A 14,448-nucleotide genomic window follows, 5' to 3' on the forward strand; every position below is an offset into this window, starting at 1 on the left:
AAACGGCAGAAGAATTCATTTAAAACTTAAAAATACTTAGAATTATGAACATCAAACCATTGGCAGACCGCGTGCTCGTATTGCCCGCACCGGCTGAAGAGAAGATCGGTGGAATCATTATTCCAGACACAGCAAAAGAGAAGCCCCTTCGTGGCGTTATCAAGGCCGTAGGTAAAGGCACCAAGGACGAGGAGATGATCCTGAAGGCTGGTGACGAAGTGCTTTACGGCAAATATAGTGGAACTGAGATTGAACTCGAAGGTGAGAAGTTCCTGATGATGCGTCAGAGCGACGTACTCGCAGTGATTGAGAAGTAAAAAGGTAAAAAAGTAGAAAGGTAAAAGAATCATGGCAAAAGAGATTAAATTCAATATTGACGCCCGCGACGCAATGAAGCAGGGCGTTGACCAGTTGGCTAATGCTGTAAAGGTAACTCTCGGTCCTAAGGGCCGTAACGTTGTTATCGAGAAGAAGTTCGGTGCTCCTCAGATCACTAAGGATGGTGTGTCTGTAGCTAAGGAGATTGAGCTCGAGGACCACTTCGAGAACACTGGCGCACAGCTTGTTAAGAGTGTTGCTTCTAAGACTGGCGACGATGCTGGTGATGGTACAACAACTGCAACAATCCTGGCCCAGGCCATCGTTTCAGAGGGCTTGAAGAACGTTACCGCAGGCGCTAATCCTATGGATCTGAAGCGTGGTATCGACAAGGCTGTGAAGGCTGTGACCGATTTCATTGCAAAGAGCGCTGAGCAGGTTGGCGACAACTATGATAAGATTGAGCAGGTGGCTACTGTTTCTGCCAACAACGATAAGGAGATTGGTGAGCTGTTGGCTGAGGCTATGCGCAAGGTTTCTAAGGATGGCGTTATCACTATTGAGGAGAGCAAGAGCCGCGACACTCATATCGGTGTTGTTGAGGGTATGCAGTTCGATCGTGGCTACCTGTCAGCTTACTTCGTTACCGATTCTGAGAAGATGGAGTGCGCCATGGAGAACCCCTACGTGCTCATCTACGATAAGAAGATTTCTAATATCAAGGAGTTCCTGCCCATTCTGCAGCCTGCTGCAGAGAGTGGCCGTCCTTTGCTGATCATTGCTGAGGATGTTGATTCTGAGGCTCTGACCACATTGGTTGTAAACCGTCTGCGTGGTGGCCTGAAGATCTGTGCTGTTAAGGCTCCTGGCTTTGGCGATCGCCGTAAGGCTATGCTCGAGGATATCGCTGTTCTGACAGGTGGTACTGTTATCAGTGAGGAGAAGGGCCTGAAGCTGGAGCAGGCAACGCTCGATATGCTGGGCACTTGTGAGAAGCTCACCGTTACTAAGGATAACACCACTATCGTTAATGGTGCTGGCGACTCTCAGGCTATCAAGGACCGCATCAATCAGATTAAGGCCGAAATCGAGAATACAACCTCTTCTTACGACAAGGAGAAGCTGCAGGAGCGTCTGGCCAAGTTGGCTGGTGGCGTAGCAGTTCTTTATGTTGGTGCTAACTCAGAGGTGGAGATGAAGGAGAAGAAGGATCGCGTTGACGATGCTCTTTGTGCTACTCGTGCTGCCATTGAGGAAGGTGTTGTTGCTGGTGGTGGTACTACCTATATCCGTGCACTCGACGTGCTGGCCGACCTGAAGGGCGACAATGCCGACGAGCAGACTGGTATCAACATCATCAAGCGTGCCATCGAGGAGCCTCTGCGCCAGATTGTTACCAACGCTGGTGGCGAGGGTGCCGTTGTTGTACAGAAAGTACGCGAGGGCAAGGGTGACTTCGGTTACAATGCTCGTCTTGACAAATACGAGGATATGCGTGCCGCTGGTGTGATTGATCCTGCTAAGGTGTCACGTGTGGCTCTCGAGAATGCTGCCTCTATCGCAGGTATGTTCCTCACCACAGAGTGTCTCATCTGCGACAAACCTGAGAAGGAGTCTGCAATGCCTATGGGTGGTGCACCAGGCATGGGCGGCATGATGTAATGATATAAATACTTTAAAGACTTTTGTGTATGTCTCATTTTCTTTGATGTATGTTGAAATTGTACATTTCTGTCATGTTTCATTTGGCTGTATAGAAAATGTTGACTAACTTTGCAAACAGAAAAGATATTTTTTTGATTTGTTTTAGTAGATTAGTTTTTAAGTAGTTTGTTTTTGAAGCCGGTTGTCGAGAGACAATCGGCTTTTTGTTTTACTGTTCGCTAAAAAAGTTTTGGTGTTCTCAGAAATAAGTATTACCTTTGCCGCTGTTATGAATTGGAAGTTTATTATCAGTTGGGCCATCAAGTTTGCGTTATGCACGGTGGTATATAATCTGGCCGTTAAGTTCACGGGCAGTCTGTGGTGGGCATTCCTTATGGCCATCGGCTTTCTCATCTTCATTGCTATCCTCGAGAGTTATGTGATGGATTGGATAGAGAAATGGCGCCATAAGGACGAATAAAATAATAAGGAGCAAGAAACTTCTTTCTTGCCCCTTATGTGTTATTTTGGTTGCAAGTGTCCTTGCACCTTATTCTTATTACTCTCTTATTTAAAGATTAACTGTGCGAAGTTGTAGAGACCATACTTCCATACTACGAAGTTGTGGCCCTGTTCAGGATAGTTGATCAGCGTGCAGGGAATACCCTTCTCGTCACAGAAAGCCTTCAGTTGGGCGCTGTTGTTCATCAGACCGTCGGCACCACCACAAACCATCCAGAGCAGTTTGTTCTCCTTCTTCACCTTGTCCACATCGGGAATCAGCTGGGCTGCACGCATCGTGTTGGGTGCAGACGAGAAGCCACCTACATAAGCAAACACATCCATGTGACCCAGTCCGAAGTTCAGCGACTGTCCGCCACCCATCGACAAACCAGCGATGGCGCGATGATCTCTGTCGGCATACACGCTGAAGTTCTTCTCGATATAGGGAATCAGACTGCCGATGAGGTCCTTGTCGAAGTCGCCGAAAGCACGGAACGAACCCATACCTCCAGCACGCGAGTCGTCCTTCTGGGCGCGTCCGTTAGGCATCACCACAATCATGTCGGCCACCTTACCTTCAGCATAGAGGTTGTCCATAATGATGTTGGGCACGCCGCCGTCTCTATACCACTCGTTCTCATCGCCACCAATGCCGTGGAGCAGGTATAGCACACTGTATTTCTTTTTGGCGTCATACTTTGGTGGCAGATAGACGTTGGCCTTGCGGACGGTTCCCACTGATTCCGACTGATACTCAATCAGCTTCACCGTACCCTTTGCCACGCCCTCACGCTCCTTATCGAAACCCTGAGGTGCTGCCTTGTAGGCATCAAACTTCACGTCAATTTGCTGTTGACCGCCAAACATAGGGATATTTGGCTCCTGTGCGCTGGCTGCCATCGTTGTGAGTGACAGCATTGCTGCTAAATAAATCTTTTTCATTGTTTTTAGTTATTTTATTATTGAAACCATATGCTGTTTGATTAGACGCTGTTCCATTCTTTAGGTTTAAAAGTGGTGAAAGGAATTGTCGAGCATTTTTTTCTGCTTAAAATGTATTGTTTCCATATCTTTTTTTGTATCTTTGCATTCCAAAAACATATGATATGCAACAACTGATTGAACTATATAAAGAGTGGTGTGGCCATGAGCCTGCCGCCTCACAGCAGTTGCCAGGAGCGGGTAGCAACCGTGTGTATTATCGCCTGACGGACAACAACGGACAGTCGGTGGTGGGTTGCGTGGGTACCAGTCGTGACGAGAATCACGCCTTTATCCACCTGTCGCGCCATTTCGCCATGCGTCAGTTGCCTGTGCCACAGGTGCTGGCTGTCAGTGGTGATGAGTTGCGCTACCTGCAAACCGACCTGGGGTCCATTTCCTTGTTCGATGCCATTCGTGGCGGACGCGAGGCTGGCGGACGTTACACCCTGAAAGAGCAGCAACTACTGAAGCGCACCATCCGCGAGTTGCCCAACATCCAGTTGCGTGGCGCTCGCGAGCTCGACTTCTCGCATTGCTATCCGCAGCCAGAGTTCGACACCGATTCTGTGCTTTTCGATCTGAACTACTTTAAGTATTGCTTTCTAAAGGCCACCGAGTTGGACTTCCACGAGTTGAAGCTCGAGGCCGACTTCCGTCTGATGGCCAAAGATCTGACGGCAGGTGGCGATGAGCAGTGCTTCCTTTATCGCGACTTCCAGGCACGCAATGTGATGATGGTCGACGAGAAGCCCTTCTTCATCGATTTCCAGGGCGGACGCAAGGGCCCCTATTATTACGATCTGGCCTCGTTCCTTTGGCAGGCCAGCGCCAAGTATCCCCATAAGCTGCGTCGCGAGCTCGTTTACGAGTATTATAACGCCCTGAAGCAGTATACCGAGGTGCCCACACCTCATCATTTCGTGGCACGTCTCAGTCTGTTTGTGCTCTTCCGCACCCTCCAGGTGCTGGGTGCCTATGGTTTCCGTGGCTATTTCGAGCGCAAACAGCACTTCATCGACAGTATTCCCCCTGCCATGCAGAATCTGCGTGAGTTGCTCAGTGTCAGCGATTTCCCATATCCCTATCTCGTGTCGCTGCTGAAACGCCTTGTCGAAATGCCTCAGTTCCAGCAGGTCACAGCAACGGCCAGTCGTGCCGATGGCTATAAGACAACAGACAGGAACCCCTATAAGGCCCATCCGCAGGACGGTCCTGCCACCTTCTCGAAGTACGATGCCCAGGGCCCGCTGGTGGTCAAGGTGTTCAGCTTCTCGTATCGTAAGGGCATCCCAGAGGACGATAGCGGCAATGGCGGAGGCTATGTGTTCGACTGCCGTTCCACCCATAACCCTGGACGCTACGAGCCTTATAAGCAGCTGACGGGACTGGAAGAACCCGTTATCCGCTTCCTCGAGAACGACGGCGAGATACTGACCTTCCTCGACTCAGTGTATAAATTGGCCGATGCCCACGTGCGCCGTTATATCCAGCGTGGCTTCACCTCGCTGATGTTCTCGTTTGGCTGCACGGGTGGTCAGCATCGCAGTGTCTATTCTGCCCAGCACCTGGCCGAGCATATCCACGAGAAGTTTGGCATCGAGGTACGCATCTGCCATCGCGAGCAGAATATTACCCAGGTACTTGAACGGAAAGAGTAGTAGAAAAGGAGGCGTTTTTTCGTCTCCTTTTTTTGTTGTTTGCGAAAAAAGCAGTACCTTTGCAGCATGAAACAGGCGATGATATTCGCAGCCGGTTTGGGAACCCGACTGAAACCACTTACTGACACGATGCCCAAAGCACTGGTCAGGGTGGGCGGACAGCCTCTTATTGACATCGTTATGTCAAGGCTGTTGGCGGCAGATTACGACCGTTTTGTGGTGAATGTGCATCATTTTGCACAGCAGATTATCGACCATGTGGCCACCTGCGACTATTCCTCCCTGGTTCAGTTCAGTGACGAAACGGCCGGACTCCTTGAGACGGGTGGCGGACTGAAGAAAGCAGCTCCACTTTTCACTGACGATTCACCTATTCTTATTCACAATGTAGATATCCTTGATAACGTGGACTACGACTGGTTTTCGCGCCAGCACCTGCCCACGGAGGATGCCGTGTTGCTGGTCAGCAAGCGCCAGACCAAGCGCTATCTGCTGTTCGACAACGCCATGCGCCTCATGGGATGGAAGAACATTGAGACGGGCGAGATAAAGAGCCCTTACGAGTATGTGCGTCGTACAGGCCTCTCGCAGCACGGCGAGCCGTTCAACGAGTATGCCTTCAGTGGCATCCATTCGTTCTCGCCTCGCTTGTTCGCGTTGATGGAGCAGTTCCCTGATCGTTTCAGCATCATTGATTTCTATCTCAGCGTGTGTCATCGTGCCCAGATTGTCGGTTGTGTCAAGGACGACCTCCGACTGATGGATGTGGGCAAGATCGAGACCCTGGACCAAGCAGAAACTTTTATTAATCAGATTTAAATAATGACACAGAAGATTATCATTTTGGATTTCGGTTCGCAAACCACGCAGCTCATTGGCCGTCGTGTGCGCGAGCTGGACACCTTCTGCGAGATTTTGCCCTACAACAAATTTCCTGTGGGCGACGACTCCGTGATTGGCGTCATTCTGAGTGGCTCGCCCTTCAGCGTTCACGACCCAGAGGCCTTCAAGGTCGACCTCTCGCAGTTCGTAGGCAAAGTGCCTGTGCTAGGCATTTGCTATGGCGCCCAGTTCATTTCGAACACCCTTGGTGGCAAGGTCGAGAAGGCCGACTCGCGTGAGTACGGACGTGCCAACCTCGAGACAATCAATCTCGACAACCCCCTGTTCAAGGGCTTCGAGAAAGGCTCGCAGGTATGGATGAGTCATGGCGACACCATCACTGCCATCCCTTCAGACTTCGAGGTGATTGGTTCTACAAAGGATGTGAAGAACGCCGCTTTTGCCTCTACCAAGCAACCCATCTGGGCCGTGCAGTTCCATCCTGAGGTGTTCCACACCCTGCAGGGCAAGCAGCTGCTCCAGAACTTCGTGGTTGATATCTGCGGCTCGAAGCAGGAGTGGAGTGCAGCTTCGTTTGTCGACTCTACCGTGGCCGAGCTCAAGGCTCAGCTGGGTAACGACCGTGTGATCCTGGGTCTCTCAGGCGGCGTCGACTCTTCTGTTGCTGCCGTTCTGCTGAACAAGGCTATTGGCAAGAACCTCACCTGTATCTTCGTAGACCATGGTATGCTGCGCAAGAACGAGTTTACTCAGGTGATGGAAGACTATAAGGTGCTTGGTCTGAATGTGATTGGCGTGGATGCCAGCGAGAAGTTCTTCAGCGATCTGGCAGGCGTCACAGACCCAGAGCAGAAGCGCAAGATTATCGGTCGCGACTTCGTCGAGGTGTTCAATGCCGAGGCCAAGAAGATTACCGATGCCAAGTGGCTGGCTCAGGGCACTATCTATCCTGACCGTATTGAGAGTCTGAATATCACTGGTAAGGTTATTAAGAGTCACCACAACGTGGGTGGACTGCCCAAGGAGATGCATCTGCAGTTGTGCGAGCCCCTGAAGTGGCTGTTCAAGGACGAGGTGCGTCGTGTGGGTCGACAGATGGGCATGCCTGAGCATCTCATCACCCGTCATCCTTTCCCAGGTCCTGGCCTGGCTGTGCGTATCTTGGGCGACATCACTCGCGAGAAGGTGGAGATTCTGCAGAATGCCGATGATATCTACATCCGTGGGCTCCGTGACTATAAGGTGAAGCTCTCTGGCGAGGAAGCTCGCAAGGTGCTGGCCGCAGGTATTCCTGCCGATATGAAGGACGGCGAGATTGAGGTTTCGCTCTACGACCAGATTTGGCAGGCAGGCGCCATCCTCCTCTCTACTGTTCGTTCCGTAGGTGTGATGGGCGATGAGCGTACCTACGAGCACCCCGTTGCTCTGCGCGCCGTGACCTCTACCGATGCCATGACAGCCGACTGGGCTCATCTGCCCTACGAGTTTATGGCAAAGGTGAGCAACGAGATTATCAACAAGGTGCGTGGTGTGAACCGCGTTTGCTATGATATCTCGTCAAAACCACCCGCAACCATCGAGTGGGAGTAATATTCTAACGAAGCTATGAAGTTACAGATTTTTCATCCCCAGGCTATCCACGAGTTGGGAAACCGTGATAACCAGGAGGATGCCATCTATCCTGAGGCTGGCACAGCAAACACTGACAGTCGTGTGTTTGTGGTGTGCGACGGCATGGGTGGACTGGATAAAGGCGAGGTGGCCAGCGATGCCGTGTGTAAGACGCTGGGCAGGGTGGCCGAGACCATTCTGCAGACCACGGGCACATTTACTGACGACGACTTTGAGCATTGTCTCAGCGCCGCCTTTGATGCGCTCGATGCTGCCGATGCCGATGGCACGTCGTCCATGGGTACCACGATGACCTTCCTTTGCATCCATGATGGTGGTTGCCTGGTGTCGCATATCGGCGACAGTCGCATCTATCATCTACGCCCATCAATGGGACCGCAGAGGGGTGTCCTGTTCCGTTCGCGCGACCATTCTCTGGTGCAGCAGATGTACGAGGCGGGCGATATTTGTTATAACGACATGGCTACGTCGTCAAAGAAGAATATCATTCTCAAGGCCATGCAGCCTCATCAGGAGGAGCGCACCAGACCGTCGTTTGCTCATATTGCCACCGTTTGGCCTGGCGACTATTTCCTGCTTTGCACGGATGGTATGCTGGAGAAGATGGACGATGAGCAGTTGATGGCGCTCTTGGGCGACACCACGCTGACTCTGGAACAGAAGACGCAGCAGCTGATTGAGATGACCGGTGGTAATTCCGATAATCATTCGGCCTATCTGATTCAGGTGGAGAAGGTGCAGCGCAATGCTGTTGAGGATGCCAATGTGCTGGACGACGAGATTGCTCACCGCATTCGCAATAAGGTTTTGAACGACACGCATCGCGACAAGATATGGCATTTCGATGATGCCATTCCGATGCCTGAGTTGTAAAACAAATGATGAAGAGGAGTTTCCGACATATTATTTATATGGTGGTGACTCTGTTGGTATTCGTTTCGTGCCAACAGAGTCGCCACCATTTGTCTTCGCAGGAACAGGACGTGAATTGGACCGATTCGGCCTATTCGCTCTACAAACAGATAGAGCGCTATGCCAATCTGGACATCCAGGACTCGCTGATCAGTGAGACGCCGCATGTGCTCACCTTCTGTCGTGAGCACGAGCAGTGGTACTGGTATTACTACACCTGGTGTATCATGGCCGAGACGCTCACCTGGAACAACCGTTTTGACGAGGCCATGGCCGAGGCCAAGAATATGCACGACGATGCCCTGAAGCGCCACGATGGTTTTGGACAGGCGCTGGCCAACAGGGTGATTGCACTGGTCTATGGCGTCAAGGGTGATATGTCTGTGGCTGTGGACTATTTCCAAAAGGCGTTGAAGGTCTATCCTGAGGACTCCTCTTTCCCTCCAAAGATTGATATCTATACCTACCTTTGCTCGTGTCTTGACGAACTGGGCAAGGCCAAGGAGACGGATGCCACGCTGAACCAGTGGAAGGCCTATCTTGACTCAAAATATCAGGCCAACACGGACTCTACGCGTATCCCTAACTTTGGCAACTATTATTTCCTGTTCTTCAAGACGCGCTATCAGTTTGACCTCAGTCAGAAGGACTATGCCAAGGCTGCTGCCGACCTGGACTCTGCTGAATACTACGAGGCGTTGGAGGGCAACCAGATCAAGGCCGTGATTCAGTTGCTCACCCTGCGTAGCGACCTGGCTAGCATCCAGAACGACTATCAGCAGGCGCTGGCCTATAACGACCAGGCTATCCGCCTGAGCGATAGTGCTGGACTGAACGCCAGTTTCCTGATGAATGCCACTGCCACTCGCATCCGCATCTACGAGCAGCAGGAGGACTATAAGAACGCTTTCTTGGCCTTTAAGACTTACGCAGAACTGAAGGACTCGATGATTCATGCCGACAACCAGGAGCAGTTGAACGAACTGAACAAGCGCTTCGAGGTTGACGAGTTGAAAGCGCAGCAGGAGCACGAGAAGATAGCGCACGAGCGCACCTTCAGTAGACTGATGATGATGATTGCGGCCATCATTGTGCTGTCGCTGTTCATCTTCACCTACTATCGTCATCGCGCTGCCAAACGTTTGGAGGTGGCCTATGATGCCCTGAAGATTGCCAATATGCGGGCCGAGGAGGCTTCGCGCATGAAGACCAACTTCATTCAGCAGATCTCGCACGAGATTCGTACGCCTCTTCATATCCTCTCTGGCTTCACGCAGATTGTCACTACGCCTGGCGTGGAACTGGACGAGCAGACCAAGAACGAGGCTAACGAGCAGATTGCCGAGAACACCAACCGCATTACGAGCTTGGTGAACAAGATGCTGGAACTGAGTGACGCCAGCAGCAATGTGGTGATTAGTCGCGACGATACGGTGCCTGCCATTCAGATTGCCCTGCAGGCTGTCGAGGACACGCGCATCAACGATAGCGAGGGCGTGGTGTTTACGCAGTCAGTGGCCGACAATGTTAGTGAGCTGCTGCTGACCACGAACCTCGCCTCTGCCACACGTGCCTTGTCGCTGATTCTCGACAATGCACGCAAGTTCCTGGTGAAGCCCAATGAGCCCGTAAAGGGTGCAGTGACTCTACGCGTAAACATGAACGGCTCTTTCGTTCGCTACGAGGTGGAGGACACTGGCATCGGCGTTCCTAGGGAGGAGGCCGAACATATCTTCGAGGAGTTTGTGCAATTGGATGAAAATTATAATGGAACAGGCATTGGCCTTTCCGTTGCCCGTTCCATTGCGCGCCGTCTTGGTGGTGATGTCATCTTGGATACTTATAATCGTGAACAAGGCTCGCGCTTTGTGCTCACCCTGCCTTGTTCCAAGAACGCCTAAACCTCACCTCATCACCTTCTTCCCATTCTGGATATACACCCCATGCTTGGGCTCTGTATTGAGGCGACGGCCCTGGAGGTCGAAGAGTACGTTGTTCTTTGTCCTTTGTACGTGGTTCGTCGCCTTGATATCAGTCGTATCGCCAGACTTATAGAAATCGGCAGCAGAGAAGATGAATTCACTATTTTCATAGCAGGACTCGAAACTTAAGATGTCCGACTTAAGATATTCAAAGTTCATATCAAGAACGCCTCTTTCCTGATAACCGATGCCTTCTACTGCTATCAGGGAAGCACCACCGTCGTCTTTGTAGGTATGACGGATAAAGGGTCTTCCATTAACAGTAATACAATCTATTTCCTCTGTGGCAACTGTGAATGGAGGTTCTATACCTGTTTCGTTGAAGAATCGTGGATTGAACTCTATATGCCGTTTCTCTTCTGTCGCATCCTTTGCATATTCATATATCGTAGTACCCTCTTCACGCAGGGCCATCCAATATTCTGGATTCTCGTCTTCCTCCTGCCGATATAGTTTGGCATAACGACGATTGTCTATTATGGTGTCTCCATCCAACGTAAAGACGACTTTCGTTACAATGTTCATTGGCTCGTCGCCAACAGTAGTTCTCTGCAGGCGTTTGTAAATCCACTGCTTTCCATCTTTTAGCATCTTATTCGAGGCCTGGTCTGAGTCATAGAGCGCAGCAATCATTGCTTCCACATCAGCAATCTCGTCCTCCAGTTGCTCGTTAGTCAGACTGCGGACAGCCTCAAGCTCTGCGGCATCATTATGACAATACGTAGCAAGTCTTTGCGCTTGTGGGTTATCGGCATAACAGGGGACTGAGGATAGCGCTAAGCCTCTTTTTACCACTTGTTTCCAATCATTCCACAACTTAATGTTCTTCTGCAAAAGGTCATACGCATCATGAATATCGGCCAAGGCATTGTTGACTTCAGCCTCCGTGGTTGCTGTACGATGCCTGTTAACCTCATGCAGATAAGTCATCGTATAAAGCGTGTGCTCGTCAATTGTCAGGTTCTCATATCGTTCTTGCATGTGATTCAGATACATCTGATAGGCATCGGCACCATTACCATAGTAGGTCAACGTAAAGTCATCAAACAAGCACCAGTCATCCGAGATAACCTCATCCTTTTTCACACCAAGAGTCAGCCAGTTGTCTACCATTGCCAACACACAATTGTCATATAGGTTTAGCTCATGCATGTAGCGTTCTCCCATCGACATTGTTGAGGGAATCCAGTAAGTAACGCCTGTCTCTTCGTCCTTCACACTATTCTCGCCACTATCACCCAAAGGCTCTGTTCTGCCACCTTCAAAGATAGAAACAATACTACTCTCATTATAGCAATTAGCAGATTCAGAGAACAATTTGGCATAGCATGAAGCCTCGTCGTGGCTCTTATAGTGCTTGTAGGCCGTAAGTGCATCGCCAGCCTGATAGAATGCTTTCACACCAATAACATAAACACCCATTGGCAGACCATCAATTCTTTGAAAGTTCTTGAATGCCGTCATATAACATTCGGCATTGTCCTTGGCATTCAGTTGCTTAAACCCTGTTCCACTCCAGCCTGTCGTCACATCGTTATTATCGAATTGTGGGTTTACAATTCGCTGCGTCATGTCGACAGGCTTATAGAAATCAGCAGAGGTGAAGATACATTCACCATCTTCATAGCAACTCTCAAGATACATTGACCCATCCATCGCCGTCCAATTGTTTGGTAACAGAAGTCCAAAACTACTACCAACGCCTTCAACCCAATAGCCTGTCACACTCACTGAGTCACCTTTATACACATAGGTTTCCTTCAAGGTCATCCTGCGGAAAGAATTTTCGTTAACCTCGACGTCATCAACAGCCACAACCTCTTGTTGGGTAACATCGTTGACTACACTTACATCACCCTGTTGCAGGTTGAAGTCATAGAGCAAACGCCAATTGTCATTCCGTCTTTCGAACACCTTTCTGTCCTTCTCAAGAAAAACAGCAACGCTGCCCCCTTTTGAGATGGCATTACCCGTTGCACGATCTATCGTTTCCGAGGTTGCCTTGTAACACTGTTCATTGTCAACGATGGTGTCGCCTATGATTCGCACACAAATAGTAAGCTCGTAACTACGACTATAGTTCGAATAATACATGTTCCACACCTTACCTTCCTTCAACAAGGGATGGTAATCTGACGCCGACGCATCGATTGTTCCAAGGAAGCACATAAAGAGAACCACAAAAGCAGATAGACGCTTCATAAGAATGATTTTTAGTTGAAAACTGGTTAAAGAATTCTTCTGCAAATATACAATTAATTCCTGTTCGTTGGTCAATTCTGTTAAACCTTTTATACTATATTAACGGTTGTCTTGTTTTAAATAAGGTTGACACCAAAAGTTCAACATTATGGTGAAACAACCCAAAGAAAAATGTTATTCTAGAGATGTAAATCTGATTAACGAGATGAAGGATGTCTTTGATATGCGTTATGTCCAGCACCTCCGTGAGAGTGAAATTTTATCACGTACAGGTCTAAATAGAACTCGTTATTACAAAATTCTTCGTACCTTTGCTGCGGAATATCCAGATTTAGCAGATCAAATGAAGAAAAAAGGCAATGATGTAACTCCGGAGGACTACAAGAAGTTACTTGAGGAGGTGTCAACCCTGAAGTCTCAACTGAAGAAAGAGAAGCTTCGTGCAGACTTCTATGAGGAGATGGTGGCTTTTGGCAAGGAAGTGTACGGCATTGACTTAAAAAAAGCTGGCACCAAGTAGTGAGTAGGCTTTACACTCGCGACGCGAAGGCTTATCCTGTCACGTCGCAGTGTGAGCTGCTTGGTGTGAGTACACAGGCCTACTACAAACACGGCAACAGTCAGATGCGTAAGCTCGCAGAAGAGACATTTGTAGTGGAGTTTATCAAGAATATCCGCAAGAAGGACCGCGGCATGGGCGGTGGTCCGCTGTGGCATAAGTATACAGATACATTCGGCGAGGAACACAGTGTGGGCTACAACCGTTTCTACGACATCATTGACAAATACGGCTTGAAGGTGCGCAAGAAGAAGCGTCGTACCAGGACAACGGACTCCGACCACGACCTGCCCTTGTATCCCAACCTTGTGAAGAAGCTCATCCCGTTACGTCCCAACCAACTATGGGTGAGCGACATCACCTATATGGTCGTCTATCTCAATGGCCAGACTGGCGAGTACGATTTCTGCTACCTGTCGCTGGTGACGGACTACTATACGAAAGAGATTATCGGCTGGTGCGTGGGCGATACGCTGGAGGCCAAGTTTGCCATTAACGCGCTCAACATGGCTTTGAAGCGTCTTGGCGGAAATCCTGCCCATGACCTCATCCACCACTCTGACCGCGGCGTCCAATACGCCAGCTACGCCTATACGGATATTCTGAAAGCAAACAATATCAAGATCAGCATGACTGAGTGTGGAGATCCCAAGGAGAATGCAGTAGCCGAACGTGTCAACGGCATTATCAAGAACGAATTGCTTATGGACATGTCGTTTTTCTCTATTGATGAGGTAAAAAGAGCCCTGAAAGTAGCTATTGACTTCTATAACAACGAGCGTCCACATATGAGCCTTGACTGGAAAACACCAGCTCAGGCTGCTCTCTGTACTGGCGAATTGAAGAAGAAATGGAAGAGTCACAGAGAAATTGCACTCAAAGCTTTGGCTGCATAAAATTAAATAGGTATCTTTGCATCAGAATAGGTGTAAACCCGATTTATAACTAATTCCAAATAGAGTCAACGTGAAATAAAAATTAAGTTTAATTGAGTCAACTCTTATCATTAATAAGACTGGAAGTAGTCAACTAAAATCGTTAAACTACAGGTGGCCGTTTGTTTCTCCCAAGGAAACAGTTTGTTTCTATAATGGAAACACTTTGTTTTCTTTATGGATACACTTTGTTTCTCCTATGGAAACACTTTGTTTCCATCGTTGAAACAATTCGGAAACACTTTGTTTCCGATTCTAGGAGGTGATGGAAACAA

General features: G+C 49.4%; 12 protein-coding genes. 10 read left to right on the forward strand and 2 right to left on the reverse strand.

Going from position 1 to position 14,448, the window contains the following annotated elements; translation table 11 throughout:
* The first annotated feature begins 44 nt into the window (after positions 1 to 44).
* The 3 genes from M1D30_RS02980 (at position 45) to M1D30_RS02990 (ending at position 2,443) form a co-directional block, all read left to right on the forward strand.
* On the forward strand, positions 45 to 317 hold the full coding sequence (locus M1D30_RS02980; protein WP_248506128.1) for a co-chaperone GroES: 273 nt from the start codon (positions 45 to 47) through the stop codon (positions 315 to 317).
* A gap of 31 nt (positions 318 to 348) precedes the next feature.
* Positions 349 to 1,980, forward strand: coding sequence for a chaperonin GroEL (gene groL, locus M1D30_RS02985; RefSeq protein WP_248506130.1), 1,632 nt, complete (start codon positions 349 to 351; stop codon positions 1,978 to 1,980).
* Between the two features lie 271 nt (positions 1,981 to 2,251).
* Positions 2,252 to 2,443 carry a hypothetical protein gene (locus tag M1D30_RS02990; protein WP_248506132.1) on the forward strand — a complete coding sequence of 64 codons (192 nt, stop codon included), beginning with the start codon at positions 2,252 to 2,254 and terminating at the stop codon, positions 2,441 to 2,443.
* A gap of 86 nt (positions 2,444 to 2,529) precedes the next feature.
* Here the strand turns inward: M1D30_RS02990 and M1D30_RS02995 are convergent, their stop codons facing one another.
* A complete protein-coding gene (locus M1D30_RS02995) occupies positions 2,530 to 3,408 on the reverse strand; it encodes an esterase family protein (RefSeq protein WP_248506134.1) in 879 nt (292 codons plus the stop codon).
* 164 nt (positions 3,409 to 3,572) lie between these two features.
* On the opposite strand from M1D30_RS02995, the gene M1D30_RS03000 reads away from it, so the two are divergent.
* The 5 genes from M1D30_RS03000 to M1D30_RS03020 all read left to right on the forward strand — a co-directional run bounded on the left by M1D30_RS03000 (position 3,573) and on the right by M1D30_RS03020 (position 10,396).
* Positions 3,573 to 5,108 (forward strand): phosphotransferase, encoded by a 1,536-nt coding sequence (locus M1D30_RS03000; RefSeq protein WP_248506136.1) that lies wholly within the window; start codon positions 3,573 to 3,575, stop codon positions 5,106 to 5,108.
* A 66-nt stretch (positions 5,109 to 5,174) separates the two neighbouring features.
* Positions 5,175 to 5,927: a nucleotidyltransferase family protein gene (locus M1D30_RS03005; RefSeq protein WP_248506138.1), complete on the forward strand. Its 753-nt coding sequence runs from the start codon at positions 5,175 to 5,177 to the stop codon at positions 5,925 to 5,927.
* A 3-nt stretch (positions 5,928 to 5,930) separates the two neighbouring features.
* Positions 5,931 to 7,541, forward strand: a complete 1,611-nt coding sequence (guaA, locus tag M1D30_RS03010) for a glutamine-hydrolyzing GMP synthase (protein ID WP_248506140.1) — start codon at positions 5,931 to 5,933, stop codon at positions 7,539 to 7,541.
* A gap of 15 nt (positions 7,542 to 7,556) precedes the next feature.
* Entirely contained in the window at positions 7,557 to 8,456 is a 900-nt protein-coding gene (locus tag M1D30_RS03015; protein WP_248506142.1) for a PP2C family serine/threonine-protein phosphatase, read from the forward strand.
* 5 nt (positions 8,457 to 8,461) lie between these two features.
* Entirely contained in the window at positions 8,462 to 10,396 is a 1,935-nt protein-coding gene (locus tag M1D30_RS03020) for a sensor histidine kinase KdpD (RefSeq protein WP_248506144.1), read from the forward strand.
* A 3-nt stretch (positions 10,397 to 10,399) separates the two neighbouring features.
* On the opposite strand, the gene M1D30_RS03025 is transcribed toward M1D30_RS03020, so the two are convergent.
* The gene (locus M1D30_RS03025) at positions 10,400 to 12,679 is read right to left on the reverse strand and encodes a hypothetical protein (RefSeq protein ID WP_248506145.1); all 2,280 of its coding nucleotides are present in this window, start codon (positions 12,677 to 12,679) and stop codon (positions 10,400 to 10,402) included.
* Between the two features lie 148 nt (positions 12,680 to 12,827).
* Here M1D30_RS03025 and M1D30_RS03030 point away from each other — a divergent pair, with 148 nt between their 5' ends.
* Together M1D30_RS03030 and M1D30_RS03035 are read left to right on the forward strand one after the other, a co-directional pair.
* Entirely contained in the window at positions 12,828 to 13,199 is a 372-nt protein-coding gene (locus tag M1D30_RS03030; protein ID WP_248504216.1) for a hypothetical protein, read from the forward strand.
* Positions 13,199 to 14,134: an IS3 family transposase gene (locus M1D30_RS03035; protein WP_248504218.1), complete on the forward strand. Its 936-nt coding sequence runs from the start codon at positions 13,199 to 13,201 to the stop codon at positions 14,132 to 14,134. Before M1D30_RS03030 ends, M1D30_RS03035 begins: the two co-directional genes overlap by 1 nt.
* The last annotated feature ends 314 nt before the right edge of the window (positions 14,135 to 14,448 follow it).

Origin of the sequence: Prevotella sp. E15-22, assembly GCF_023204875.1 — a bacterium.
GTDB lineage: Bacteria > Bacteroidota > Bacteroidia > Bacteroidales > Bacteroidaceae > Prevotella.

Coding starts and splice junctions, on each gene's coding strand:
- M1D30_RS03000 (WP_248506136.1), top strand. CDS start 3,573: ATGCAACAACTGATTGAACTATATAAAGAGTGGTGTGGCCATGAGCCT.
- M1D30_RS03030 (WP_248504216.1), top strand. CDS start 12,828: ATGGTGAAACAACCCAAAGAAAAATGTTATTCTAGAGATGTAAATCTG.
- guaA (WP_248506140.1), top strand. CDS start 5,931: ATGACACAGAAGATTATCATTTTGGATTTCGGTTCGCAAACCACGCAG.
- M1D30_RS03020 (WP_248506144.1), top strand. CDS start 8,462: ATGATGAAGAGGAGTTTCCGACATATTATTTATATGGTGGTGACTCTG.
- M1D30_RS02995 (WP_248506134.1), bottom strand. CDS start 3,408: ATGAAAAAGATTTATTTAGCAGCAATGCTGTCACTCACAACGATGGCA.
- M1D30_RS02980 (WP_248506128.1), top strand. CDS start 45: ATGAACATCAAACCATTGGCAGACCGCGTGCTCGTATTGCCCGCACCG.
- M1D30_RS03025 (WP_248506145.1), bottom strand. CDS start 12,679: ATGAAGCGTCTATCTGCTTTTGTGGTTCTCTTTATGTGCTTCCTTGGA.
- M1D30_RS03005 (WP_248506138.1), top strand. CDS start 5,175: ATGAAACAGGCGATGATATTCGCAGCCGGTTTGGGAACCCGACTGAAA.
- M1D30_RS02990 (WP_248506132.1), top strand. CDS start 2,252: ATGAATTGGAAGTTTATTATCAGTTGGGCCATCAAGTTTGCGTTATGC.
- groL (WP_248506130.1), top strand. CDS start 349: ATGGCAAAAGAGATTAAATTCAATATTGACGCCCGCGACGCAATGAAG.
- M1D30_RS03015 (WP_248506142.1), top strand. CDS start 7,557: ATGAAGTTACAGATTTTTCATCCCCAGGCTATCCACGAGTTGGGAAAC.